Below are 25406 nucleotides of genomic sequence, written 5' to 3'. Positions count from 1 at the left end.
ACGTATGTGCAGAAAGGCCGTGGGAACCGTGACGAGCAAACGTGCAAAGCAGTCGGACACCCTCCGCGCTGCACAAATGTACTATTTGCAGGACCAGACCATGGATGCCATCGCCCGGGAGCTGCGGACGTCCCGTTCCACGGTCTCCCGGCTCCTGTCCACGGCACGGGACACGGGCCTGGTGCAGATCCAGGTCAAGACGCCCGCAGACAGGGCCCCCGAGCTGGAGCGGGCCATCCGCCAGCGCTACCAGGTGGACGTCCACGTGGTTCCGGTCTCCGACACGCTCGACGACCTGGAGGTGCTGGACCGGGTGAGCATGCAGGCGGCACGCACCATCACCACGCTGGTGGACTCCAACGCCGTCATCGGCGTGGCCTGGGGCTCCACCCTCAGCGCGGTCAGCCGGCACCTGACCCGCAAGACCACCCACGGCACCACCATCGTCCAGCTCAACGGGGCCGGGAACACCCAGACGACCGGCATCACCTACGCCTCCGAGATCATCCGCCGCTTTGGCAGCGCGTACGGGGCCAAGGTGGAGCAGTTCCCCGTCCCTGCGTTCTTCGACAATGCCCGGACCAAGAACATGATGTGGCAGGAGCGCAGCGTGCGGCGCATCCTGGAACTGCAGGAACGCATGACCACGGCCATCTTCGGCGTGGGCTCCATGAACGCCGACGTCCCCAGCCACGTCTATGCCGGCGGCTACCTGGATTCAACGGACCTGGACGAGCTGGAGGCCAGCGGCGTGGCCGGCGACGTGGCCACGGTCTTCTTCCGCGACGACGGCAGCGACGCGGGAATCGTGCTCAACGACCGCTCCAGCGGGCCCTCCCTGGACAGCCTGCGCAAGGTCCGGCGCCGGATCTGCGTGGTTTCCGGGGCGAGGAAGATCAAGGGCCTGCGGGGCGCGCTCGCCGCCGGCCTGGCCACCGACCTGATCGTGGACGAGGGCACCGCACGGGAGCTCGTCGAGGCGGACGCGCACTCCAGCGACCCGATCTTCGGTTTCCTCAACAGCCTGGACGGGCTATAGCGCCTGCCCGGCCGTGCCACACCCGCCCGGCACGGATTCCTCGGTAGAGTCGTAGTCATGCACCTGGCACCCAAAGTACCGCTCAACAACGGCGTCACCATCGACGCGCTCGGCTACGGCGTCTACAAGGTCCCGGCGGCCGACTGCGCCGACCTGGTGTCCACCGCCCTGGACATCGGCTACCGCACCGTGGACACCGCGGCCCTCTACGGCAATGAGGAGGGCGTGGGGCAGGCGGTCAAGGGCGCGGTCGCTGCGGGGACCCCGCGCGAAGACCTCTTCGTGACCTCCAAGGTGTGGAACGACCGCCACGGCTACGACTCCACCCTGGCCGCCTTTGACGAGTCCATGGGCCGCCTGGGCCTGGACTACCTGGACATGTTCCTGATCCACTGGCCCTGCCCGGAGCAGGGGAAGTACATTCCGACGTACCGGGCGTTGGAAACCCTGTACCGGGAGGGCCGCGTGCGGGCCATCGGCGTGAGCAACTTTGAACCGGAGCACCTGCACCGCCTGCTTGACACGGCCGAGGTGGTCCCGGCCGTCAACCAGGTGGAACTGCACCCGTGGCTGCAGCAGCGCGAATTGCGCGCCCTCCACGCACAGCTGGGCATTGCCACGCAGGCCTGGAGCCCGCTGGCCCGCGGGCAGCTCCTGGACGACCCGGTCCTGGCCGGCCTGGCGGCGGCGCATGGCCGGTCCACGGCACAGGTGGTGCTGCGCTGGCACGTGCAGTCCGGCCACCTGGTGATCCCCAAGGCCTCGAGCCGGGAGCGGATGTCCGCCAACCTCGATGTCTTTGGCTTCGCGCTGACGGACGCCGACATGGCCGCTGTGGCCGCCATGGACAGCGGACGCCGCTCCGGTTCCAACCCCAACAACGTCAACTAGCCGGCCGGTGAGGGAGAACGTGAAGGAAAGTACGACGCCGGGCCCCGCGCCCATCGCTGTTGACCTGTCCGCCCGTTCCGGCGCCCACACGGTGGAGGTGGCCGGGACCGCGGTGCGGTACTGGGACTACGCCCCCGTCGAGTGGACGCCCGCCACCCGCACCATCGTCATGGTGCACGGCTTCCGGGGCGACCACCACGGCCTGGAACGGGTGGTGGAGCTGCTGCCGGACCACCGGGTCATCATGCCGGACCTGCCCGGCTTTGGCGCCTCACCCGCCTTCGAACACACCGAGCACAGCGTGGACGGCTACGGGGAGTTCCTGGCCGGGTTCCTGGACGCGCTGGCACTGGGCGGGAACACCGTGCTGCTGGGCCACTCCTTTGGCTCCATCGTGGCCAGCCACTTCGTGGCGGCGCACCCGGGCCGGACGTTCCCGCTGATCCTGGTCAACCCCATTGCCGCCCCCGCCCTGGAAGGCTCCCAAGGCATCATGGCAAAACTCGCCGTGTCCTACTACTGGGCCGCTGCCAGGCTCCCCGCCCCCCTGGGCAACGCGCTGCTGCGCAACTGGGCCATCGTGCACGTGATGAGCATGGCCATGGCGAAGACGAAGGACCGCACGCTGCTGGCGTTTATCCACGGCCAGCACCACGCCTACTTCAGCGCCTTCGCCAACCGGGACATGCTGCTGGAGTCCTTCCGCGCCTCCGTGGGCGGCACGGTGCGCCAGGTTGCACAGCAGCTGGCCGTGCCGGTGCTCCTGATCGCCGGGGCCGAAGACCAGATCGCCACGCTGCCCAACCAGCACAAACTCATTGAACTCCTGCCCGACGGCGAACTGGTGGTCATCGGCGGCGTGGGCCACCTGATCCACTATGAGACCCCGCAGCCGGCCGCTGCCGCCATCAACAACTTCCTGGAAAGGCACCCCGCCCCGTGACGCCCCGCAGCACCCCGGTCCCCCCTCACGACGGAGGCACGGCCGGCAGCCAGGGAGCCGCCGGCCCCGGCACCCGCCGGCCCCGGATCGTCATGGATGCCCGCTTCACCCGGCTGGACCACCACGACGGCATCAGCCGGTACGGCGCCAGCCTCATGGCCGCCGTCGCACCGTACGCGGACGTGACCATGCTCATCCACGACGAGCGCCAGCTGGCGCTGCTGCCGCAGCTGCCCTGGGTCAAGGTGAACTCGCCGCTGTCGCCGGTGGAACTGTTTGTTGCCCGCCACGTAAACAAGCTCCGCCCCGAGCTGGTGTTCTGCCCCATGCAGACCATGGGGAGCTGGGGCCGGAAATACCCGCTGGTGCTGACACTCCACGACCTGATCTACTACGAGCACCCGGCCCCGCCGGGCTTCCTGCCGGCGCCGGTGCGCGTGCTGTGGCGCCTGTACCACAAGGCGTACTGGCCGCAGCGGCTGCTGCTGAACCGGGCGGACACGGTTGCCACCATCAGCCGGACCACGCTGGGGCTGATGGAGAAGTTCCGGCTGACGCGCAGGCCCATCCGGATTGTCGGCAACGCACCCCAGGGCGGGCGCGTCCCGCGGGACCCCGCCGTGGCACCGGAAAAGTCCCTGGCCTACATGGGCTCGTTCATGCCGTACAAGAACGTGGAGACACTCATCGCCGGAATGGCCGGGCTGCCGGACTTCACGCTGCACCTGCTCAGCCGCATCACCCCGGAACGGCGCGCGGAGCTGGAGGCACTCATCCCTGCGGGCGCCAGGGTGGTGTTCCACAACGGCGTGACGGATGCTGCGTATGACGAACTGCTGCTGCGCACCACGGCCCTGGTGACGCTTTCCAAGGCCGAGGGCTACGGCCTGCCGCTGGTCGAGGCGATGGCCCTGGGCACGCCGGTGGTCGTGGCGGACACGGACATCTTCCGCGAAGTGGGCGGCACGGCCGCGCACTACGTCCCGGCCGACTCCCCCACCGCCTTCGCCGCCGCCGTCCGCACCCTGGATGACCACGAGGCCTGGGCCGCCAGCTCCACGGCCTCCGTGGCCCGGGCGGCAACCTTCAGCTGGGACGATTCCGCCAGGGAACTGCTCGCGATCGTCGAGGAACTGCGCACACGGCGGTGATGCCCGCGTTGCACGGCATGGCGGAGCGGGCGTTCCGGGATGAAGCTTCCGCTTCGCTGAAGCCGGCGCCCAGATGTAGCAGCCGCCTAGATGACGTCGACGCCGTCGCAGCGGACCTGGACGGGCTGGCCGACGCGGCGGGCGGCATTGGACGCCTTGAGGGCACGCATGGCCGCCGTGACGGTGCCGGCGATCCCGTACGGGAAGAACAGCAGCGTGCGGTAGTCGGGGGCCTCCCCCGGAGCGGCCGGCCTGCCGGGGGACGGAGCGGGGAAGCGGGACGCCGCCAGTGGGGCGGGACCGATGACACGCACGGCCGCCGGCAGCTTGAGCGCGGCGGTGAACGCTTCCACGTCGTGCTCCGGGCCGGTCAGCGAGGCGACGCGGACGGCCGGCGGCAGGCCCAGCCCGTGGCGCAGCCCGAACTCCCGTTCGGCATAGCCGGCAGGGTCCCAGCGGACCAGGGCCGCCACCTCCACCGAGTCCTCGGCCGTCACCACCACGACGCCGCCGTCGCGGGCCGGGCGCACCAGCGCGGCCGCGTTCATCCACCGGCGCAGCGTGTCCTCCCCGGCGCGCAGCGATTCACGCCGCAGCAGGGAGTCGCCGTCCAGCAGCAGGGCCGCGGCGTAGCCGCGGGGCGCCACCGGTTCGGCGCCCACTGTCGCCACGACGATGGCCGGACGGTCGGGGATGACGGTCTTGATGTGGTCGCCGGAGGAGGAAACCACGGTGGCCGAGGGGAACGCCCGGCCCAGTTCCTCGGCCGTCCGTGAGGCGCCGACCGCCAGCGCCCGCAGGGACCGGTTGCCGCAGGTGGGGCAGTTGAAATTGTTTTCGGCGCGGCCGCACCACCGGCAGATGACCAGCACCTGCGTGGACCCGTCGGCACGGGCCTGCATGAGCGGGCCGGTGCAGGCGGTGCAGCGCGCCACTTCGCGGCAGCGCTGGCAGGCGAGGGCCGGGGCGTAGCCGGTCCGCGCCACCTGGACCAGGACGGGGCCGGCAGGCAGCGCCGCCCGGGCGGCTTCCCAGGCACGGTGCGGCAGCCGCGCCAGGGACGCCAGGGGGTCGCGTTCCTGTTCGTAGCTGTCCGAGGTGCTGATGACCCGGGCTGTGGCGGTGCGGGCCGCGGGCCGTCCGGCCACGAGGGACTGCGCCCAGCCGGTGGCCACGAGCCGCTGGGATTCGATGCTGCGGCTGTGGCCGGCCATGAGCACTGCCGTGTCTTCAATCCCCGAGCGCAGCAGGAGGACGTCGCGGCTGTGCTGGTACGGGGCGCGGCGTTCAAGGTGGAGCTCGTTGCCGTCGTCCCAGCAGCACACGAGGCCCAGATCCTGCACGGGGGCATAGGCTGCCGAGCGGGTGCCGATGACGATCTTCACCTCGCCGCTGAGCACGCGCAGGAAGTTCCCGTAGCGCAGGGTGGGGCCGTCGTCGGCAGTCAACTTCACAAAGCTGCCCGCCGGCAGCACGGCGGCAAAGGCCTGGTCAAGCAGCTCAAGGTCGCGCAGGTCCGGGACCACCACGATGGCGCCGCGGCCGGAGAGCCGGCAACAGGCCGCCGCCTCGGCCAGCTGGTGGTGCCACGACTGCGGGCCGTAGCCCTGCAGGGACTGCAGCACCCCCTTCGGCGAGGCGCCCATGGCCAGTTCCGCCAGGAACTCCCCGGCGTGGGAGTAGCCGGTGAACAGCGATGCGCCGGGAAGGGCCGGCGCCGCGGGCAGGGGGACGGCACCGCCGGCCGCAGCGGGCCCGCCCGGTCCGGCGGCGCCGCCCGCATCCGGCGCCTTGCGCAGGTAGTCCTTTTCCAGGCTGGCCACGCGGGGCGGGACGGCGACGCGCAGGACGTCGGCCACGGTGCCGCTGGAGCGCGCAGCCACCTGGCGGGCGAGTTCGAGCACCTGCGGCGCCAGGACCGGGACGGCCGAATAAACGCGGGACAGCGGCACCAGCCGCTCCGATTCCGATTCGGCGACGCGGTCCACGAGAAAGGCGTTGAGGTCCTGGCCGGAAAACTTCACCCGGACGCGCACGCCCGGGCGGGCCTGCCCGTCGAGGGTCGTGGGCACCGAATAGTCGAAGATCCGGTCAAGGTGCGGCAGCGGTGAGTCGATGGACACCCGGGCCACGGGAAGCAGCGGGGCCAGTTCCACCCCGCTGTGCGGGTCCGCCACCCGTTCACGGCCCACGAAGCCGCTGAGCAGCGAAAGCTGGACGCCCTCCTTACGGGGCTGTTCCTGTCTGCCGTCCATGGCGTCCTCCTCCCCTGCCGTGCCGGCCCCGTTGCGAACTGCCGGGCCGGTCACGAAACCTGCCACCGGGGCCGCCGCCCGGCCCCACAACCAGCCAACCACAGGGCACCGACATGCGGACGGCCCCCGGGGCCGGTTGTGGACAACGCCCGTGCGTTGGCGGCCTTAGGCGTTGAAGAAGGCCTTCAGGGCGTCCACGCGGTCCAGGTTTTCCCACGTGAAATCCGGGTCGTCCCGGCCGAAGTGGCCGTGCGCGGCGGTCTTGGCATAGATGGGGCGCTTCAAGTCCAGGTCCCGGATGATGGGGCTGGGCCGAAGGTCGAAGACGGCCTCGATGGCCTGCTCGATCCGCCGAGGGTCCACGGTCTCGGTGCCAAAGGTCTCCACGTAGATGCCCACGGGGCGTGCCACGCCGATGGCGTAGCCCACCTGCACCTCGGCACGGGCGGCGAGCCCGGCGGCCACGACGTTCTTGGCCACCCAGCGCATGGCGTACGCGGCGGAACGGTCAACCTTTGACGGGTCCTTGCCGGAAAATGCGCCGCCGCCGTGCCGTGCCATGCCACCGTAGGTGTCCACGATGATCTTGCGCCCCGTGAGGCCGGCGTCGCCCACCGGGCCGCCCACCACGAAGGGGCCGGCCGGGTTCAGGTGCATCTTCACGGCCGAGAAGTCCAGGCCGGAGGCGTCCAGGACGGGCGCGATGACGAATTCCTGCAGGTCCGCCCGCAGCCGGTCCAGGGACGTGCCTTCGGCGTGCTGGCTGGAGATGACCACGGTGTCCACGGAGACGGGGACGTCGCCGTCGTAGCCGATCGTGACCTGGGTCTTGCCGTCGGGGCGCAGGTAGGCCAGCAGGCCGGACCTGCGCACGTCGGTCAGCCGTTCGGAGAGGCGGTGGGCCAGGAAGATCGGCGTAGGCATGAAGGATGCGGTCTCGTTGCTGGCGTAGCCAAACATGAGGCCCTGGTCGCCGGCACCCTGCGCGTCGTCCTCGTCCACGGCCGTGCCTTCGCGGACCTCCAGCGAGTTGAAGACGCCCTCGAAGATGTCCTGGGACTGCTGGCCGATCGATACCGACACGCCGCAGCGGGCCCCGTCGAAGCCGTTGGCGGAGGAGTCGTAGCCGATGTCCAGGATGGTGTTGCGCACAATCGCGGGGATTTCCACATACGCATCCGTGGTCACTTCCCCGGCGACATGGACCAGGCCGGTCGTGGCCATGGTCTCCACTGCGACGCGGGAATTGGGGTCCTCGGCCAGCAGCGCGTCCAGGATGGCGTCGCTGATCTGGTCGCAGATCTTGTCCGGGTGGCCTGCGGTCACGGATTCAGAGGTAAAAAGGCGCAAGGGGTTCGCTGTTGTCACTGCTCTACTCTACTAGTTTGTTGGCGGGCGCCGGCAGGCGCGGGGCGTGGGATGGCACACGGGGGCGGGCCGCCCGGTCAAGTGGTGCCGAGGCGCTCCGCGATGACCCGTACGACGGCGTCCGCCACCTGGCGCTTGGACCCTGCGGCCTGCACGGGGCCGGCACCGTCGCGGGCCAGGATCTCCACCTGGTTCCCGTCCCGGCCAAACACCCGTTCCTGCCCCGTCTCGCCCGGGCCGACCTCGTTGACCACGAGCAGGTCGCAGCCCTTGCGGGCCAGCTTGGCCTCGGCATAGCTGCGGGCATCGTGTTCCTCGTCGCCAGTCTCTGCAGCAAAGCCGACAATGAGCTGGGACAGGTTTTGCGCGGCGCGGTGCGCCACGACCTCCACCAGGATGTCCGGATTGCGGACCAGCTTGATGACAGGGTCGGCGACGTCGTCGCGTTTTTTGATCTTGCCCGCGGAGATGGTGGCCGGGCGGAAGTCCGCCACGGCGGCCGCCATGATCACCACGTCGGCCCCTGCGGCCGCGGACAAGGTGGCCGCCCGCAGTTCCAGGGCGGTGTCCACGCTGTGCAGCTTGGCGTCCGGCGGCGGGGCCACGTCCATGTGCCCGTGGATCAGCATCACCTCGGCGCCGGCCGCGAGGGCTGATTCCGCCAGCGCGACGCCCTGCTTGCCGGAGGACTTGTTGCCAAGGAACCGGACCGGGTCCAGCGGTTCGCGGGTGCCGCCCGCCGTGATGACGACCCGCTTGCCGGCCAGCAGCCGGCTGCTGCCGTCGGCAGGTGCGGCGCCCGCGGCCGGCGCACCGGCCGCGGCATGGGAAGGCGCGGTACCGGCGGAACGATCAGTGCCGGGGGAAGGTACGGGGGCCGGGGACCCGGCGTCGTCCGCGGCGGAAGGACGGCCTCCCTCCACCAGCGCCATCGCGGCGGCGAAGATTTCCGCGGGCTCCGGCAGCCGGCCGGGGCCGCTGTCCGGGCCGGTGAGCCGGCCGGTGGCGGGCTCCAGGACATGCACGCCGCGTGAACGCAGGGTGGCCACGTTCGCGGCGGTGGCCGCATGCCGCCACATTTCGGTGTGCATCGCGGGGGCGAAGAGGACCGGGCCGCGGGCCATGAGCAGCGTGGTGGTCAGCAGGTCGTTGGCCAGGCCCGCGGCCGCCTTGGCCAGCACGTCGGCCGTGGCGGGTGCCACCACGATGAGGTCCGCCTCATGGCCGATCCTCACGTGGTTGACGCTTTCCACCGCGTCAAAGACGCTGTTGGTGGCGGGCCGGCCGCTGAGCGCCTCCCAGGTGGCCACGCCGACAAATTTCACGGACGCCTCCGTGGGGATGACCGTGACCTGGTGGCCCGCCTCGGTGAAGAGGCGCAGCAGCAGGGCGGACTTGTAGGCGGCGATGCCGCCGCCCACCCCCAGGACGATGTTCAGTGCGGCCAAGGAACGCAATCCGCCCTTATGCGGTTTCGATCGGGGTGGAGACCAGCAGGCCCTCGTCGATCTCGCGGAAGGCGATGGAGAGGGACTTCTCGTTCAGCTTGGTGTCCACCAGCGGGCCCACGTACTCAAAGAGGCCCTCGTGGAGCTGCGCGTAGTACGCGTTGATCTGGCGGGCGCGCTTGGCACCAAAGATGACCAGCCCGTACTTGGAGTCCGCGGCCTTCAGCAGCGAATCAATGGACGGGTTGATGATGCCTTCGGGCTGTGTAGTCAATTTACTTCTCCAAAATGTGTATGGGTGGTGCCGGGTCAGCCACGGTGGTTGGGGGTTAGCCCCATCAGGGTGACAAGCTCGGCTGCGGCACGGCTGACATCATCGTTGACGATGGTGAAGTCAAACTCCGGTTGGGCAGCAAGTTCCAGTTTAGCCGTTTCCAGCCGGCGGTGCTGTTCCTGCTCCGATTCCGTGCCGCGGCCCACGAGCCGGCGGACCAGTTCATCCCAGCTGGGCGGGGAAAGGAACACGAAATCGGCTTCCGGCATGGCCGCCTTGACCTGGCGTGCGCCCTGCAGGTCGATCTCCAGCAGCACGGAGCGGCCGGCGGCGACGGCCGCCTCGACGGAGCTGCGCAGGGTTCCGTAGCGGTTGGTGCCGTGGACCACGGCCCATTCCAGCAGGTCCCCGTGCGCAACGAGCTCGTCGAACTGTTCGGGGGTCTTGAAGAAGTAGTGCACGCCCTCTTCCTCACCGGGGCGGGCCTGCCGGGTGGTGGCGGAGACGGACAGCCACACCTGGGGGTAGTTGTCCCGGATGAACGTGGAGACGGTGCCTTTCCCGACGGCGGTGGGTCCGGCGAGGACCGTCACCCCGCAGCGCGGCTTGGTGCGCCGGGTGTTTTCGCCCGGAACGTGGACGGCGCCGCCGGTCACAGGCCCTGGCCCAGGTAGTCGACGAGCATGCGGCGCTGGTGGATGCCCAGGCCCCGCAGGCGGCGGGTCGGGGCTATGCCCAGCTCGCTCATGATCACAGTTGCACGTACCTTTCCAATGCCCGGGAGGGCTTCCAACAAGTCTGTCACCTTCAGCCGCCCCAGGGCCGGTTCTGCGGCGGAGGCCGCTATGACGTCCGCCACGGACACGTCCCCCGTCTTGAGGCGCCGCTTGGTGTCCGAGCGGACGGTCCGGGCTGCCGCGGCCTTTTTCAGCGCCGCGGCCCGTTCCTGGTCTGAGAGTGGCGGCAAACTCACAACGGGCTCCTTGGCGTGGCAGCGGTGCGGACAGGTTCTGCACTACGGGGTGTGAATCGAACCTATCCGCACCTGGCCGCGAAAATCAATCCACAGCCGGCGGCACCGCCGCCCCTACAGACCCTGCAGGGTTTCCTGCGCGGCCCGGCGCAGGCCGGCAACGCTGGGCCCGGCCTGCAGGATGCCGCGGCTGGAGGTGGCCAGGACGGCCGGGTAGGCGGCCCCGAAGGTGTTCTTGATGTCCGACGCCGTTGCCCCCTGGGCGCCGAGCCCCGGTGCCAGGAGGGGCCCGTGCACGGCGGCCAGGTCGATCCCCAGCTCCGACAACGCGGTCCCCACCGTGGCGCCGACCACCAGGCCCACCGATCCGAGGGCCGCCCCGGCGTAGCGCTGGTTTTCGACGGCGGCCGCCCGGGCGATGCGCCGGGCCACCGAGTCGGCACCGCCCACGTGCTGGACGGAGGCGCCTTCCGGGTTGGAGGTCAGGGCGAGGACGAACACGCCGCGTCCGTTGGCGGCGGCCAGGTCCAGTGCCGGACGCAGCGACTCAAAGCCCAGGTAGGGGCTCAGCGTCACGGAGTCCGCGGCGAGGGCCGAGCCGTCGCGCAGCCAGGCGTCGGCGTAGCCGGCCATGGTGGAGCCAATGTCCCCGCGCTTGGCGTCGGCGATGGTCAGCACGCCGGCCCGGGCGGCCGCAGCGAGCAGTTGCTCGAGCACGGCCAGCCCGGCCGAGCCGTGGCGTTCATAGAGGGCTACCTGCGGCTTGATGGCGGCCGCCACGGGTTCCACCGCTTCCAGGACGGCCAGCGAGAACGTGCGCAGGGACTGCACCGAGTCATCCAGCCCCCAGGCCGCGAGGAGCCCGGGGTGCGGGTCCACGCCCACGCACAGCGGGCCCCGGTCCGCCATGGCGGCGGCGAGCCGTGCCCCGAACGGTTCGCGGGTGCCGGCCTGCCCCGGGCGCGGGTCCCGGGAAGCCGGGCCGGCGGGGTCCGCGCTAGGCATTTTGCGCCGCCAGGCCGGCCTGGAGGACGGCCGCGTGTTCCTGCAGGCTGGTGACGCCCCACTCGTAGCTGCGCAGCGCCTCCATGGCCTGGACGGCTACGTTGAACTCCGCCACCGTGGTGATGCAGGGGCGGCCGTTGGAGACGGCCGCGGCACGGATCTCGTAGCCGTCGCCGCGCGCCTGGCCGCCGGAGGGGGTGTTGAAGACCATGTCGATCCCGCCGTCGTTGATGAGGTCCACAATGGTCGTCCCGCCGGCAGTGTCCTCGCCGATCTTGCGCACGGTGGTGGCAGGGATGCCGTTGCGGCGCAGCACATCGGCGGTGCCGCCCGTGGAGACGATCTCGTAGCCGAGGTCCACGAGGCGCTTGACGGCCATGATGATGGAGCGCTTGTCCCGGTTGGCCACCGAGACGAACACCTTGCCGGAGACGGGCAGGGCCCCGTTGGCTGCGGCCTGGCTCTTGGCGAAGGCCGTGTCAAAGTGCTTGTCGATGCCCATGACCTCGCCGGTGGAGCGCATTTCCGGGCCGAGCAGGGAGTCCACGACGTGGCCTTCGGGGGTGCGGAAGCGACTGAAGGGCATGACGGCTTCCTTCACGGCCACCGGAGCACGGTCGGGCAGGGTGCCGCCGTCGCCCACTTCGGGCAGGATGTGGTGGACGCTGCGCAGGTGCGCGATGGACACCCCGGTGCCGATGAGGGCGGCCGCCTTGGCCATCTGCACGCCGGTGGCCTTGGAGACGAACGGCACGGTGCGCGAGGCGCGCGGGTTCGCCTCGAGCACGTAGAGGACATCGGAGGCGAGGGCGAACTGGATGTTGATCAGCCCGCGCACACCCACGCCCTCGGCGATGGCGCGCGTGGCCTTGGCGACACGTGCCTGCACGTCCTTGCCCAGCGTGATGGGCGGCAGCACGCAGGCGGAGTCGCCGGAGTGGATGCCGGCCTCCTCGATGTGCTCCATGATGCCGCCCAGGTACATGTCCTTGCCGTCATAGAGGGCGTCGACGTCGATTTCGATGGCGTCCTCAAGGAACCTGTCGATCAGGACGGGGTGTGCCTCGGTGATTTCCGTGGCGTTCTTGATGTAGCGCGAGAGGTTGGCCTCGTCGTAGACGATTTCCATGCCGCGCCCGCCCAGGACGTAGGACGGGCGGACCAGCACCGGGTAGCCGATCTCGTCGGCGATCTTCTTCGCGTCGCTGAAGGAGACGGCCGTGCCGTTCTTGGGCGCGACCAGCCCGGCCTCGTCCAGGACGCGGGAGAACATGCCGCGGTGCTCGGCCAGGTCGATCGCCTCCGGGGACGTGCCCAGGATGGGCACGCCGGCGTCGGCCAGCTCCTGCGCCAGCTTCAGCGGCGTCTGGCCGCCGAGCTGGACGAAGACGCCCATGACGCCGCCGGTGCGTTCCTCGGCCGCAATGACCTCCAGCACGTCCTCGAGCGTCAGCGGCTCAAAGTACAGGCGGGTGGAGATGTCGTAGTCGGTGGAGACCGTCTCCGGGTTGCAGTTGACCATGACCGTCTCGTAGCCGGCCTTGCGCAGTGCCATGGAGGCGTGGACGCAGGAGTAGTCAAACTCGATGCCCTGGCCGATGCGGTTGGGGCCGGAGCCGAGGATGATGACGGACGGCTTGGCGTGCAGGCCGATCTCGTCCTCTTCGTCGTAGGAGGAGTAGTGGTACGGGGTGTAGGCGGCGAACTCGGCCGCACAGGTGTCCACGGTCTTGTAGACGGGGCGGATGTCCAGCGCCTGGCGGACGCCGCGCACCACGGCCTCGCTGTTGTGCGTCAAGGCGCCGATCTGTGCGTCGGAGAAGCCGTGGCGCTTGGCCAGCCGCAGCATCTCCGGCGTCAGGGCCGTGGACCGGCGGATGGAGACGGCCACCTCGTTGAGCAGGACCAGCTGGTCCAGGAACCAGGGGTCGATCCCCGTGGCTGCGTAGAGTTCCTCCACGGTGCCGCCGCCGAGCAGGGCACGCTGGACCTGCGAGAGGCGCTCCGTCGTCGGGCGCTTGGCGGCCTCGATGAGCTCCGGGACGTCCAGGGCGTTGACGGAGGAGAAGTCCAGGCTGGCGCCCCGCTGTTCCAGGGAGCGCAGCGCCTTCTGCAGGGCCTCGGTGAAGTTGCGGCCGATCGCCATGGCCTCCCCGACGCTCTTCATGGTGGTGGTCAGGGTGGGGTCCGCCGCGGGGAACTTCTCGAAGGCGAAGCGGGGCACCTTGACGACGACGTAGTCCAGCGTGGGCTCGAAGGAGGCCGGGGTCTTCCGCGTGATGTCGTTGGGGATCTCGTCCAGCGTGTAGCCCAGCGAGAGCTTCGTGGCGATCTTGGCGATGGCGAAGCCGGTGGCCTTGGACGCCAGGGCCGAGGAGCGCGAGACGCGCGGGTTCATCTCGATGACGACGACGCGCCCGGTGTCCGGCTCGATCGCGAACTGGATGTTGCAGCCGCCCGTGTCGACGCCGACTTCGCGGATGACGGCGATGGAGATGTCGCGCAGCTTCTGGTACTCGCGGTCCGTCAGCGTCATGGCCGGGGCCACGGTGATGGAATCGCCGGTGTGGACGCCCACCGGGTCAAAGTTTTCAATGGAGCAGACCACCACGACGTTGTCGTTCTTGTCCCGCATCATCTCCAGCTCGTATTCCTTCCAGCCGAGGATGCTCTCTTCAAGCAGGACCTCGGTGGTGGGGCTGTACTGCAGGCCCTGGCCCACGATGCGTTCCAGGTCTTCCGGGGTGTAGGCCAGCCCGGAGCCCAGCCCGCCCATCGTGAAGGACGGGCGGACCACCATGGGGTAGCCCAGGTCCTCGGCCGCCGTGTAGGCCTCGGCCATGGTGTGGATGATGTGGCTGCGGGCCGATTCGGCGCCGCAGCGGGCCACGACGCCCTTGAACTTTTCGCGGTCCTCGCCCAGCTCGATCGCGGCGATGTTGGCGCCGATCAGTTCCACGTCGTACTTGGCCAGCACACCGTTTTTGTCCAGGGCGATGGCCGTGTTCAGGGCCGTCTGCCCGCCCAGGGTGGGCAGGACGGCGTCGGGCCGTTCCTTGGCGATGATCTTCTCCACCACCTCGGGGGTGATGGGCTCGACGTAGGTGGCGTCGGCGAACTCGGGGTCGGTCATGATGGTGGCCGGGTTGGAGTTGACGAGGATGACCCGCAGGCCCTCCTCCTTCAACACGCGCAGCGCCTGGGTGCCGGAGTAGTCAAACTCGGCGGCCTGGCCGATGACGATCGGGCCGGAACCAATGACCAGGACGGACTTAAGATCTTCTCTCTTCGGCATTACTTGGCTTCCTCGGTCTTGGTCTTGGCGGTTTTGTTGTGGTCCATCAGCGCGATGAAACGGTCGAACAGGTAGGCGGCGTCGTGCGGGCCGGCCGCCGCCTCGGGGTGGTACTGGACCGAGAAGGCGGGGATGTCCAGGCACGACAGGCCCTCGACCACCTGGTCGTTGAGGCTGATGTGGCTGACCTGGACCCTTCCGAAGCGTTCCTCCGGGGCCTGGGTGGCGCCCTCCAGCGGGGCGTCGACGGCGAAGCCGTGGTTCTGGCTGGTGATTTCGACCTTGCCGGTGCTGCGGTCCATGACCGGCTGGTTCATGCCACGGTGGCCGTAGCGCAGCTTGTAGGTGCCAAAGCCCAGCGCGCGGCCCAGGATCTGGTTGCCGAAGCAGATGCCGAAGTAGGGCACGCCGGCTTCCAGGAAGCTGCGCACAAAGCCGACCTGGCGGTCCGCCGTGGCGGGGTCGCCGGGGCCGTTGGAGAGGAATACGCCGTCGGGCCGGTACGCCATGGCCTCCTCAAAGGTGGTGGAGGCGGGCACCACGTGGACGCGGACGCCGCGCTCGGCCAGGCGGTGCGGCGTCATGGACTTCATGCCCAGGTCCAGCGCGACGATGTTGAAAAGCGTCTCGCCCTCCCAGCCGTGGTCGGCCGGTTCGACGGCGTAGGCCTTCGGCACGGTGACCTCTTCGGCGAGCTGGAGGCCCTCCATGGACGGCTGGGCGAGGACTTCGCCGAGCAGTTCGGCCTCGGGGCGGGCGGCGGCGTCGCCGGAGAAGATGCCGGCCTTCATGGCGCCGCGCTCGCGCAGGTGCCGGGTGACGGCACGGGTGTCCACGCCCTGGATGCCCACGATCCCCTGGGCGGCAAGTTCGTCGTCGAGCGTCCCCTCGGAACGCCAGTTGGAGGGGCGGCGGGCGGCGTCGCGGACCACGTAGCCGGCAGCCCAGATGCGGGTGGACTCGTTGTCCGCGGCGTTGACGCCGGTGTTGCCGATGTGGGGGGCCGTCTGGACGATCAGCTGGCGGGCGTAGGAGGGGTCGGTCAGGGTTTCCTGGTACCCGGTCATGCCGGTGGTGAACACGGCCTCCCCGAGAGTGCTTCCCACTGCTCCATAGCTGGTGCCGCGGAACGCGCGGCCGTCTTCCAACAGCAGCAGGGCAGGTGTCGTTGCCTGTGCGGGCACGCTTGCTTCACTCATTCTCATCGTTCTTTCTTCCGTGGTCTGCGTCAGGTAATTCTGTTGCGGGCGGGTCCGGCTGCGCCGGGACCAGTGCCCGGAGGGCTGTCACGAGCGGCTTTTTCGCCGCGGCGTCGGTGGTGCGGAAGCCGGTGTCCACCAGCTTCTCCCCCAGCCGCCAGGTGATAACGACCAGGCCGTCCTTTTCGACAAATTTTCCGGCCATCCCCGCCTGTGTGGAGACTTCCGTCATGGCGTCCGCGGCGATGTACACGTCCGCGGCCCCCTTGCGGAGCAGGAGCACGCCGGTGGTGCGAAGTTCCAGGGTGGCGTTGGTGCGGATGCCCATGCCGTGCGCGGCGATCCTGTCCAGCCAGTCCCCGGCGGAGGTGGTGGTGACGTACTGGCCGGCCACACTCAAGGCGGCGGGCCCGGCGTCGTCCGGGACGGCGGGGAGCCCCGCAATGCCGGCCTGACGTCGGAGCCGGCCGCGCCAGCCCCACCACATGAGCACAAAGATGGCCAGCAGGATCGCGAACGTGATCAGCACCGGGACGGTGCGCGCGCCCACTAGTTCGCCCCGTGGAGGCAGGGGGTGTTCAGCGCGCCGTCCAGGACCGTGGGATGGCCGCGGAAGAACGTGGCCACCACGCGCCCGGGCAGTTCCAGTCCGGCAAACGGGGAGTTGCGGCCCTTGGTGGCCATGGCCTGCGGGTCCACCGTCCAGCGGGCGGCCGGGTCCACCAGGACCAGGTTCGCCGGCTCCCCCACTTCCAGCGGGCGGCCCTGGTCCGTGAGCCGGCCGATCCGTGCCGGGGTGGTGGAGGTGACGCGGGCAAAGTCCGCCCACGTCATCAGGCCGGTCTCGATCATGGTTTCCTGGACCACGGACAGCGCAGTTTCCAGCCCGGTCATGCCCATGGCGGCGGATGCCCACTCGCAGTCCTTGGCTTCGCTGGGGTGCGGGGCGTGGTCGGTGCCGACGATGTCGATGGTGCCGTCGGCCAGCGCCGCGCGCAGTGCGTGGACGTCTTCGTCGGCCCGCAGCGGCGGGTTGACCTTGTAGACGGGGTTCCAGCTGCGCACGAGTTCCTCGGTCAGCAGCAGGTGGTGTGGGGTGACTTCGGCCGTGACGTTGATGCCGCGTTCCTTGGCCCACCGGATGATCTCCACCGACCCTGCCGTGGAGACGTGGCAGACGTGCAGGCGGGAGCCGACGTGCTGGGCGAGCAGGACGTCCCGGGCGATGATGGATTCCTCGGCGACGGCGGGCCAGCCGGCCAGGCCGAGGACGGCGGAGACCTTGCCTTCGTTCATCTGGGCGCCGGCCGTCAGGCGCGGCTCCTGCGCATGCTGGGCGATGACGCCGTCGAACGCCTTGACGTATTCCAGGGCCCGGCGCATCATGACCGGGTCGCTGACGCAGATCCCGTCGTCGGAAAAGACGCGGACGCGGGCGCGCGAATCGGCCATGGCGCCCAGCTCGGCCAACTGGTCCCCGGCCAGGCCCACGGTCACGGCACCGACGGGGCGCACGTCCACCCAGCCGGATTCGCGGCCCAGCTGCCAGACCTGCTCCACCACGCCGGCCGTGTCGGCCACGGGCGAGCTGTTGGCCATGGCATGCACCGCCGTGAAGCCGCCCAGGGCCGCGGCGCGGGTGCCGGTCTCCACGGTCTCGGCGTCCTCGCGTCCGGGTTCGCGCAGGTGGGTGTGCAGGTCCACCAGGCCGGGCAGGGCAACCAGGCTGGCGGCGTCGATGACGGTGGTGCCGTCGTGGTCCAGTCCGTCGCCGATGGCGGCGATGGCCCCGTCGCGGACCAGCACGTCCGCCGTCGCGCCGCCCAGCAGGGAGGCCGAGCGGATGAGGTAGCTTGCGGGGGTCATGGCAGGTCCTTTACAAGGGGCAGGGCGGCAGATGGGGCGGGTGCCGGGGTGGACTTCAGGTCCCCTGAGAGCAGCAGGTAGAGGGCGGCCATGCGCACCGAGACGCCGTTGCGGACCTGGTCCAGCACGGTGGAGCGGGGCGAATCCGCGGCGGCGGAGGAAATCTCCAGGCCACGGTTCATGGGGCCCGGGTGCATGACGATGGTGTCCTTGAGCGCCAGCGCGTCCAGGCGGGCGAGCCGGGCGTCGTCGAAGCCCCAGCGGCGGGCGTATTCGCGGGTGGAGGGGAAGAAGGAGGCGTTCATGCGTTCGGCCTGCACGCGCAGCATCATGACCGCGTCCACGCCCTTTTCCAGGGCCGCGTCCAGGTCGTAGCTGACCTCGCAGGGCCAGTGTTCGACGCCGACCGGCAGCAGGGTGGGCGGCGCCACGAGTGTCACCCGGGCGCCGAGCGTGCGCAGCAGCCATACGTTGGAGCGGGCCACGCGCGAGTGCAGCACGTCCCCGGCAATGATCACGCGCATGCCGGCGAGATCCCCGCCCACGGAGGGCGTGCCGGCCAGCCCGGCCCAGTGGGCGCGCATGGTGAAGGCATCCAGCAGTGCCTGGGTGGGGTGGGCGTGGGTGCCGTCGCCGGCGTTGATGACGGCGGCGTCGATCCAGCCGGAGTTGGCCAGCCGGGCCGGGGCGCCCGAGGCCCAGTGCCGGATCACTACCGCGTCCGCGCTCATGGCCTCGAGGGTCTGGGCGGTGTCCTTCAGGGACTCGCCCTTGGACACCGAGGAGCCCTTGGCGCTGAAGTTGATGACGTCAGCGGACAGCCTTTTGGCGGCGGCCTCGAAGGAAATCCGGGTGCGGGTGGAGTCCTCAAAGAACAGGTTCACCACGGTGCGCCCGCGCAGGGCGGGCAGCTTCTTGACCTCGCGTTCGCCCACCGCCGACATTTCCTGGGCGGTGTCCAGGATGGCGATGGCGTGGTCCCTGCTGAGGCTTTCGGTGTCCAGCAGGTGCCTCATGCGCCGGCCTCGATGACAACTTCGTCGACAGTGCCGGGGCCGTCAATTTCGGCCAGCCGCACACGCACCTTTTCAGCGGAGGACGTGGGCAGGTTCTTGCCCACGTGGTCGGCCCGGATGGGCAGTTCGCGGTGGCCGCGGTCCACCAGGACCGCCAGGCGCACTGCCTGGGGCCGGCCGAGGTCGACGAGGGCGTCCAGGGCCGCACGGATGGTGCGCCCGGAGTACAGGACGTCGTCCACGAGCACCACCACCTTGCCGTCGATCCCGGAGGCGGGCAGTTCCGTGCGCTGCGGGGCACGGGTGGGCTGGTGGGCCAGGTCGTCGCGGAACATGGTGACATCGAGCTGTCCGGTGATGGCGGCCGGGTCGATGCTGGGATCGGTGGCGGCCAGCTTGGCGGCCAGGCGCTGCGCGAGCGGGAAGCCGCGCCGCGGAATGCCCAGGAGCAGGAGGTTTTCCGAGCCTTTGTTGGCTTCGAGGATTTCATAGGCAATGCGGGTCAGCGCACGGTCGATGTCCGCTGCGGATAGGACCATGCGGGACGGGCTGGGCGCTGCTGCGCCGGACGTGCGGTCCCCGGATGGTGCAGAGGTGCGGGTCATTTCCCTGGTGTCCCCTTTCCCCGCCTCACAGGACGGAATTAAAAGGTTGGTTAGTGCTTCCCAAGCTATCACAGCGTGCCTCCCCTCCTCCCCGGCAGCTCCCGCCGCCGGCAGGCCCGCCACGGCTCCCCGGCCGCCGCCGCGGGCCTCCGCGCGGGGCCGCCCGGCCGCTATAGGCTTAGGCGCATGACCGAACCGGGAAACTGGCGTGACCAGCAGTGGCAGCATCCGCAGGGCGGCGGGCCGGTGCAGCCGCCCGGGGGCGCCCCGGGCTCCCAGCTGTCTCCCGCCCCCGCATATTGGGCCCATCCGGCACCGCCCGCGCACCGTGCCAAGCGGCGCACGCCCACGGCGAAGGTGACCAACATCATCGTGCTGTGCCTCTTCGTGGTCGTGGCCCTGGGCACCCTGGTGGTGTTTTCCTTCTCCATCGGCACGAGCGTTTTTCTTGTCTGCGGGGCGCTGGCCCTGATCCCCCTGGCGATTTGCGTCCTGACGCTGGTGTGGATCGACCGGTGGGAGCCGGAGCCGAAGTCGGCACTGGCGTTGGGCTTCTGCTGGGGTGCAGGCATGTCCGTGGTGACCGCGCTGGTGGTGGGCGGCTGGGTGCAGCCCCTGCTGATCGCCTCCAATGCCTCCGCCGATCCCGGCATGGTCGGCGCCGTGGTGCAGGCCCCGCTGGTGGAGGAAGTCTGCAAGGGCGCCGGCGTCCTGCTGCTGTTCTTTCTGCGCCGGCGCACCTTTGACGGCCCCGTGGACGGGGTGGTCTACGCCGGCATCATCGCCGCCGGCTTCGCCTTCACCGAAAACATCCTTTACTTCGGGCAGGCCTTCAACGAAAGCGGCGGCCAGCCCGGCGGCCTTCTGGGGATCTTCGTCATGCGCGGACTGATGTCCCCGTTCGCGCACGTCATGTTCACCGGCGCCCTGGGCGCCTGTGTGGGCTATGCAGCCCGCCACGGCGGCACCGCCATGGTGCTCGTCGCATGGGTGGTGGGCCTGGTCCCCGCCATGTTGCTGCACGGCCTGTGGAACAGCCTCACGTTCATCCACGGCAACTTCTTCGTGCTGTACCTGCTGCTTCAGGTGCCCATCTTTGTCCTGTGCATCACCGGCATCATCTTCCTGCGCCGGGCCGAGGCCAGGCTGACCCGGCGCCGCCTGTCCGACTACGTCCCGTCCGGGTGGTTCAGCCAGCCCGAGGTGCCGATGCTCGCCTCCGGTGCGGGCCGGCGTCGTGCGCTGGCGTGGTCCAAGACCTTCGGCGCCGAGAAGGTCATGCGGGAGTTCATCCGGCTGGCCACCAGGCTGGCATTCACACGGCAGCGGATCCTGGTGGATGCCAAGGGCGGCGCGGGCGGCGCCGCGGCGGCACGTCTCGCCGCCGCACAGGCGCAGGAGCTGCAGCTGCTCAACGCCGTCACGGCCGCCCGCAGCGAGCTGCTGGGCCGTCACGGCGCCGCGGCCTGGCAGGCCCGCCAGCACCCCTGAGCGGGCCCTTAAAAGCAACTGGGTGCCAGTTGTTGCGGGTGATCAACTGATAAAAGTTGATGAATCCGCAACTACTGGCACCCAGTTGGGCGTGGGCCGGTGGACGCTAGGCGAGCAGGGTGGGCTTGACCTGTTGCAGGCGGCCCAGGAGCCCGTTGACGAACTGGGGAGACTCGTCCGTGGAGAGCACCTTCGCCAGCTCGACGGCCTCGCTGACCGCAACGGCGTCCGGGACGTCGTTGTTGTACAGCAGTTCCCAGGCGCCCAGGCGCAGGATGATGCGGTCGACGGCGGGCATGCGCTCCAGCGTCCAGCCCTGCGAATACGTCTGCAGGTGTTCGTCGATCTCCTCCTGCATGGCGCTGACGCCCTCGACCAGGTCAACCGTGTACGGGTTGATGATCTGGTCAGTCTTTTCACGGCGTGCGGTCAGCGCCGAAAATGCCGTGACGCCGCGCTGCTCGGACTCGAACAGGATGTCAAGGGCCCGGCGGCGGGCCTTGCTGCGCGCCGAGTTCGGCTTGCCCGAGGGGCCGTTTTGACTGCCGGCCACTACTCGTTGACTCGTCCCTGGTAGCTGCCGTCACGGGTGTCGACCTTGACCAGGGTTTCGTTTTCCACGAACAACGGCACCTGGATTTCGTAGCCGGTCTCCACGGTGGCGGGCTTGGTGCCGGCCGAGGACCGGTCCCCCTGCAGGCCGGGCTCCGTGTAGGTGATGCGCAGCTGGACTGACGGCGGCAGTTCCAGGTAGAGCGGGTTGCCCTCGTGGAGGGCGATGGTGACATGGAGGTTTTCCAGCATGAAGTTGGTCGCGTCGCCCACCACGGAGGCGGGCACGGTCAGCTGGTCGTAGTTGTGCGTGTCCATGAACACGAAGTCTTCGCCGTCCTGGTACAGGTACTCGTAGTCCGAGCGGTCGACGGTGGCTGTCTCGATCTTCAGGCCGGCGTTGAAGGTCTTGTCGACAACCTTGCCCGAGAGGACGTTGCGCATCTTGGTGCGGACGAACGCACCCCCCTTGCCGGGCTTGACGTGCTGGAACTCGATGATGTTCCAGAGTTGTCCTTCAAGTTTGAGAACAGTGCCGTTCTTGATGTCGTTGGTCGTTGCCACAGTAGCCTCTAACGTATAAGTGTTATCAAAAATCCCTTGACCATGTTACAGCATCGGGTGCCCGCGTCCCGCAGTTCCCGGTGGTCGTGCCTGCTAACCGCGCTCCTCCAGGTCCAGGGCGCGCTTGAGGGAAACGGTGGAGGAATAGATGGCCGCGGCGTCCGCCCCGGCCGCCACGCGCTGGTCCAGGGCCGCCGAGAAGCTGCGCGCCGCGGCCGGGTAGTTGCCGTTGCAGAAGAACACCTTGCCCAGCTGCTGGTTGATCCAGGCCCCCATGGACGGGTCCGCCACGGTGGGCAGCAACGCCTTGAGCACATGCTCCGCCCGGTCAAACTGCCCCCCGGCACGCAGCACCTCCGCGTCCAGGACCTGCAGCCGCAGCGATTCGGGGTCCAGCAGGCGGGCGTCGGCCGCCATCTCCGCGGCCTCGGCGTGGAGTCCGCGGGCCAGCAGCACGAAGACGTGGTCGGCCGCATCCCCGGATTCCTCCAGCGCAGCGGCGCACTGTTCCTCATCCACCACTTCCGGCAGCAGGGTGTGGGGGTTTACCGCCGTGCCCGGGAATCCCGCGAAGGGCCAGTCCTTGAGTCCCATCTAGGCTGCAATCTCCTGGTAGGCGGCGAAGAGCAGCGAAGGGTCCGGCACGTCCAGGATGCCGGGACGGCCGATCCCGTCCAGGACCACGAAGCGCAGCAGGTCCCCGCGGGTCTTCTTGTCCCGGCGCATGCCGTCCAGCAGTGCCTGCCAGCGGTCCTTCCGGTAGCTCAGGGGCAGGCCCATGAGCTCGAGGATGCTGCGGTGGCGGTCGGCGTCGGCGTCGCTGAGACGGCCCACGCTGCGGGCCAGCTCGGCGGCGAACATCATGCCGACCGAGACGGCCGCGCCGTGCCGCCACGAGTAGCGTTCGGCGTGTTCGATGGCATGGCCGAGGGTGTGGCCGTAGTTGAGGGTCTCACGCAGCCCCTGCTCCGTCAGGTCCGCGGAGACCACCTTGGCCTTGACGGCAATGGCGCGTTCGATCAGCTCGCGCAGCACGTCCGAGCGCGGGTCCTTGATGGCCTCCGGGTTGCCTTCAATCAGGTCCAGGATGACGGGATCGGCAATGAAGCCGCACTTGACCACCTCGGCCATGCCGGAGAGGAGTTCGTTCGGCGGCAGCGTGTCCAGGGTGTCCAGGTCCGCCAGCACGCCCGCCGGCGGGTGGAAGGCGCCCACCAGGTTCTTGCCTTCGGCGGTATTGATGCCCGTCTTTCCGCCCACGGCGGCATCCACCATGCCCAGCAGGGAGGTGGGCAGGTGGACCACCTTGACCCCGCGCAGCCAGGTGGCGGCGACGAATCCGCCCAGGTCGGTCACGGCGCCGCCGCCGACGGCGACGATGGCGTCCGAGCGGGTGAAGTCGTTTTGTCCCAGGACCTGCCAGCAGAAGGCGGCGACCTGGATGTGCTTGCCTTCCTCGGCGTCGGGGATCTCCGCGGTCAGTGAGGTGAACCCGGCGGCCGCGAGGTCTTCGCGCACCGCCTCGCCCGTGGCCCGCAGCGCGCGGGGGTGGACCACCAGCACCCGTTTGACCCGCTCCCCCAGCAGGCCGGGGAGCTGGGCCAGGAGGCCGCGGCCCACCACAACGTCGTAGTTGTCGGTGGGGGCGGTGCCGGTGACCTTGATGACGGTGTTCATTGCATTCACGGTGCGGTGTTCTCTTTCCTTGATTCAGCGGCCAGGAGGGCAACGAGCTGGTCGACCAGCTCCGGCACGCTTGACTTGCCGACGTCGAGCGTGAGGTCGGCCAGGCGGTCGTAGACGGGGCCGCGGGCTGCCGCCAGCCGGGACCAGGCTGCCAGGGGATCGGCCGCCAGCAGGGGCCGGCCGGTGTTGCGGATGATGCGGTCCTTCACGGTTTCGACCGTGGCCCGCAGGAAAACGACGGTGGCGCGGGCCAGCAGCTGCTGCGTGCCGGTGTCAAGCACGGCGCCCCCGCCCAGGGAGAGCACCACGGCCTTGGGTTGCTGCGTGTCCAGGACATCGGCCACGGCGCGCGCCTCCAGCTGGCGGAAGTGCCGTTCGCCGCGGGAGGCAAAAATGCGCGGGATGGCCCCGTGCCTGGCCACGATCCGCTGGTCGGTGTCGACAAAGTCAATCCCGAGCTTGCGGGCCAGTTCGGCGCCGATCACGGACTTGCCCACGGCCATGGGCCCGATCATGGCGATCGGGCGCTCCGGCCGGTACTGCGGCTCCCCGGATGGACCCGTGCCCGCTGCCATCAATTCCCCAGTGTGTCCAGGTTGGCCGGGATGGCGGCCAGGTAGCTGTCCATGTTCCGCCGGGTTTCGGCCATCGAGTCCCCGCCGAACTTCTCCACGAGTGCTTCGGCCAGTACCAGGGCCGTCATGGCCTCGGCCACGACGCCGGCGGCCGGCACGGCACACACGTCCGAACGCTGGTGGTGTGCCTTGGCGGCTTCGCCGGTGGCCACGTCTATGGTTTTCAGCGCGCGCGGCACGGTGGCGATGGGTTTCATGGCCGCCCGCACACGCAGGACGTCGCCGATGCTCATGCCGCCCTCAATGCCGCCGGCGCGGTTGGAGGTGCGCATGACCTTGCCCGTGGCATCGCGCACGATTTCGTCGTGGGCGGCGGACCCGCGGCGGGCGGCGGTGGCGAAGCCGTCCCCCACTTCCACGGCCTTGATGGCCTGGATGCCCATGAGGGCCCCGGCCAGGCGGGAGTCGAGGCGGCGGTCCCAGTGCACGTAGCTGCCCAGTCCCGGCGGCAGTCCGTAGGCGAGGACCTCGACGACGCCGCCGAGGGTCTCGCCTTCCTTGTGGGCGGCGTCGACCTCGGCCACCATGGCGGCGGAGGTGGCCGCGTCAAAGCAGCGCAGCGGGTCGGCGTCGAGGGCGGCGACGTCGTTGAAGGTGGGGACGGCGGCATCCGCCGGGGACGCCACGCCGGCAATCTGGACGGTGTGGCTGACCAGGTGGACGCCGGCGGCGGCCAGGATCTGCGCGGCCACCACGCCCAGGGCCACGCGGGTGGCCGTTTCGCGGGCGCTGGCGCGTTCCAGGACGGGGCGGGCCTCGCCGAAGCCGTACTTTTGCATGCCGGTGAAGTCCGCGTGGCCGGGCCGGGGGCGGGTCAGGGGCGCGTTGCGTGCCTGCTCGGCCAGCTCGGCGGGATCCACGGGATCGGCCGACATGACCTGTTCCCACTTGGGCCATTCGGAGTTGGCGATCTGGATCGCAACAGGCCCGCCCTGGGTCAGCCCATGGCGTACGCCGCCCAGGATGGTGACGACGTCCTGCTCAAACTTCATCCGCGCGCCGCGGCCGTAGCCGAGCCGGCGCCGGGCCAGCGCATCCCGCACCAGGGCGCTGGTGAGCTCCACCCCGGCCGGAACGCCTTCGATAATTCCCACAAGGGCCGGTCCATGTGATTCCCCGGCCGTCAACCATCGCAACATATCGTCCATCC

The 25406-nt window shown here is 69.7% G+C and carries 24 protein-coding genes; 5 read left to right on the top strand and 19 right to left on the bottom strand.

What is annotated here, in order from left to right; all coding sequences use genetic code 11:
- Positions 1–76: 76 nt before the first annotated feature.
- The 4 genes from G6035_RS04605 to G6035_RS04590 all read left to right on the top strand — a co-directional run bounded on the left by G6035_RS04605 (position 77) and on the right by G6035_RS04590 (position 4024).
- The gene (locus tag G6035_RS04605; protein WP_306295826.1) at positions 77–1039 is read left to right on the top strand and encodes a sugar-binding transcriptional regulator; all 963 of its coding nucleotides are present in this window, start codon (positions 77–79) and stop codon (positions 1037–1039) included.
- 57 nt (positions 1040–1096) lie between these two features.
- Positions 1097–1930: an aldo/keto reductase gene (locus tag G6035_RS04600; protein WP_176615898.1), complete on the top strand. Its 834-nt coding sequence runs from the start codon at positions 1097–1099 to the stop codon at positions 1928–1930.
- Between the two features lie 19 nt (positions 1931–1949).
- Positions 1950–2873, top strand: a complete 924-nt coding sequence (locus G6035_RS04595; protein WP_176615897.1) for an alpha/beta fold hydrolase — start codon at positions 1950–1952, stop codon at positions 2871–2873.
- Between the two features lie 92 nt (positions 2874–2965).
- Positions 2966–4024 carry a glycosyltransferase family 1 protein gene (locus G6035_RS04590; protein ID WP_176615998.1) on the top strand — a complete coding sequence of 353 codons (1059 nt, stop codon included), beginning with the start codon at positions 2966–2968 and terminating at the stop codon, positions 4022–4024.
- A gap of 86 nt (positions 4025–4110) precedes the next feature.
- On the opposite strand, the gene G6035_RS04585 is transcribed toward G6035_RS04590, so the two are convergent.
- The 13 genes from G6035_RS04585 to pyrR all read right to left on the bottom strand — a co-directional run bounded on the left by G6035_RS04585 (position 4111) and on the right by pyrR (position 19328).
- Positions 4111–6279, bottom strand: a complete 2169-nt coding sequence (locus tag G6035_RS04585) for a primosomal protein N' (protein WP_176615896.1) — start codon at positions 6277–6279, stop codon at positions 4111–4113.
- A 165-nt stretch (positions 6280–6444) separates the two neighbouring features.
- A complete protein-coding gene (gene metK / locus G6035_RS04580) occupies positions 6445–7647 on the bottom strand; it encodes a methionine adenosyltransferase (RefSeq protein WP_176615895.1) in 1203 nt (400 codons plus the stop codon).
- A 77-nt stretch (positions 7648–7724) separates the two neighbouring features.
- Entirely contained in the window at positions 7725–9086 is a 1362-nt protein-coding gene (locus G6035_RS04575; protein WP_176615997.1) for a phosphopantothenate--cysteine ligase family flavoprotein, read from the bottom strand.
- Between the two features lie 25 nt (positions 9087–9111).
- Positions 9112–9369, bottom strand: a complete 258-nt coding sequence (gene rpoZ / locus G6035_RS04570; RefSeq protein ID WP_176615894.1) for a DNA-directed RNA polymerase subunit omega — start codon at positions 9367–9369, stop codon at positions 9112–9114.
- 35 nt (positions 9370–9404) lie between these two features.
- Positions 9405–10025 (bottom strand): guanylate kinase, encoded by a 621-nt coding sequence (gene gmk / locus G6035_RS04565; protein WP_176615893.1) that lies wholly within the window; start codon positions 10023–10025, stop codon positions 9405–9407.
- Complete coding sequence (gene mihF, locus G6035_RS04560; RefSeq protein ID WP_176615892.1) at positions 10022–10342, bottom strand: integration host factor, actinobacterial type; 321 nt, start codon at positions 10340–10342, stop codon at positions 10022–10024. Before mihF ends, gmk begins: the two co-directional genes overlap by 4 nt.
- Before the next feature lie 114 nt (positions 10343–10456).
- On the bottom strand, positions 10457–11347 hold the full coding sequence (pyrF, locus tag G6035_RS04555) for an orotidine-5'-phosphate decarboxylase (protein WP_176615891.1): 891 nt from the start codon (positions 11345–11347) through the stop codon (positions 10457–10459).
- A complete protein-coding gene (carB, locus tag G6035_RS04550) occupies positions 11340–14642 on the bottom strand; it encodes a carbamoyl-phosphate synthase large subunit (RefSeq protein WP_176615890.1) in 3303 nt (1100 codons plus the stop codon). Before carB ends, pyrF begins: the two co-directional genes overlap by 8 nt.
- Positions 14642–15841, bottom strand: a complete 1200-nt coding sequence (gene carA / locus G6035_RS04545) for a glutamine-hydrolyzing carbamoyl-phosphate synthase small subunit (protein ID WP_176615889.1) — start codon at positions 15839–15841, stop codon at positions 14642–14644. Before carA ends, carB begins: the two co-directional genes overlap by 1 nt.
- Positions 15834–16391, bottom strand: coding sequence for a hypothetical protein (locus G6035_RS04540; RefSeq protein ID WP_256883461.1), 558 nt, complete (start codon positions 16389–16391; stop codon positions 15834–15836). The genes carA and G6035_RS04540 overlap by 8 nt, the downstream gene beginning before the upstream one ends.
- On the bottom strand, positions 16391–17707 hold the full coding sequence (locus tag G6035_RS04535; protein WP_176615888.1) for a dihydroorotase: 1317 nt from the start codon (positions 17705–17707) through the stop codon (positions 16391–16393). The genes G6035_RS04540 and G6035_RS04535 overlap by 1 nt, the downstream gene beginning before the upstream one ends.
- Entirely contained in the window at positions 17704–18723 is a 1020-nt protein-coding gene (locus G6035_RS04530; RefSeq protein ID WP_176615887.1) for an aspartate carbamoyltransferase catalytic subunit, read from the bottom strand. Before G6035_RS04530 ends, G6035_RS04535 begins: the two co-directional genes overlap by 4 nt.
- The gene (pyrR, locus tag G6035_RS04525; RefSeq protein ID WP_176615886.1) at positions 18720–19328 is read right to left on the bottom strand and encodes a bifunctional pyr operon transcriptional regulator/uracil phosphoribosyltransferase PyrR; all 609 of its coding nucleotides are present in this window, start codon (positions 19326–19328) and stop codon (positions 18720–18722) included. Before pyrR ends, G6035_RS04530 begins: the two co-directional genes overlap by 4 nt.
- Positions 19329–19514: 186 nt before the next feature.
- On the opposite strand from pyrR, the gene G6035_RS04520 reads away from it, so the two are divergent.
- Positions 19515–20819, top strand: a complete 1305-nt coding sequence (locus G6035_RS04520) for a PrsW family intramembrane metalloprotease (RefSeq protein WP_176615885.1) — start codon at positions 19515–19517, stop codon at positions 20817–20819.
- 106 nt (positions 20820–20925) lie between these two features.
- Here G6035_RS04520 and nusB read toward each other — a convergent pair whose 3' ends face one another.
- The 6 genes from nusB to aroC all read right to left on the bottom strand — a co-directional run bounded on the left by nusB (position 20926) and on the right by aroC (position 25395).
- On the bottom strand, positions 20926–21372 hold the full coding sequence (gene nusB / locus G6035_RS04515; RefSeq protein ID WP_176615884.1) for a transcription antitermination factor NusB: 447 nt from the start codon (positions 21370–21372) through the stop codon (positions 20926–20928).
- Complete coding sequence (gene efp / locus G6035_RS04510; protein WP_176615883.1) at positions 21372–21935, bottom strand: elongation factor P; 564 nt, start codon at positions 21933–21935, stop codon at positions 21372–21374. Before efp ends, nusB begins: the two co-directional genes overlap by 1 nt.
- Before the next feature lie 93 nt (positions 21936–22028).
- Positions 22029–22529 carry a tetratricopeptide repeat protein gene (locus tag G6035_RS04505; protein ID WP_176615882.1) on the bottom strand — a complete coding sequence of 167 codons (501 nt, stop codon included), beginning with the start codon at positions 22527–22529 and terminating at the stop codon, positions 22029–22031.
- Complete coding sequence (gene aroB / locus G6035_RS04500) at positions 22530–23612, bottom strand: 3-dehydroquinate synthase (RefSeq protein ID WP_218062965.1); 1083 nt, start codon at positions 23610–23612, stop codon at positions 22530–22532. It abuts the gene before it with no gap.
- 5 nt (positions 23613–23617) lie between these two features.
- Entirely contained in the window at positions 23618–24196 is a 579-nt protein-coding gene (locus G6035_RS04495) for a shikimate kinase (protein WP_176615880.1), read from the bottom strand.
- Positions 24196–25395: a chorismate synthase gene (aroC, locus tag G6035_RS04490; protein WP_176615879.1), complete on the bottom strand. Its 1200-nt coding sequence runs from the start codon at positions 25393–25395 to the stop codon at positions 24196–24198. Before aroC ends, G6035_RS04495 begins: the two co-directional genes overlap by 1 nt.
- Between the last annotated feature and the right edge of the window lie 11 nt (positions 25396–25406).

Origin of the sequence: Arthrobacter sp. SDTb3-6 (genome assembly GCF_013376095.1) — a bacterium.
Lineage (GTDB): Bacteria > Actinomycetota > Actinomycetes > Actinomycetales > Micrococcaceae > Specibacter.
Note: the sequence above shows the minus strand (reverse complement) of the source record. Positions and strands in the feature narration are given on the sequence as shown.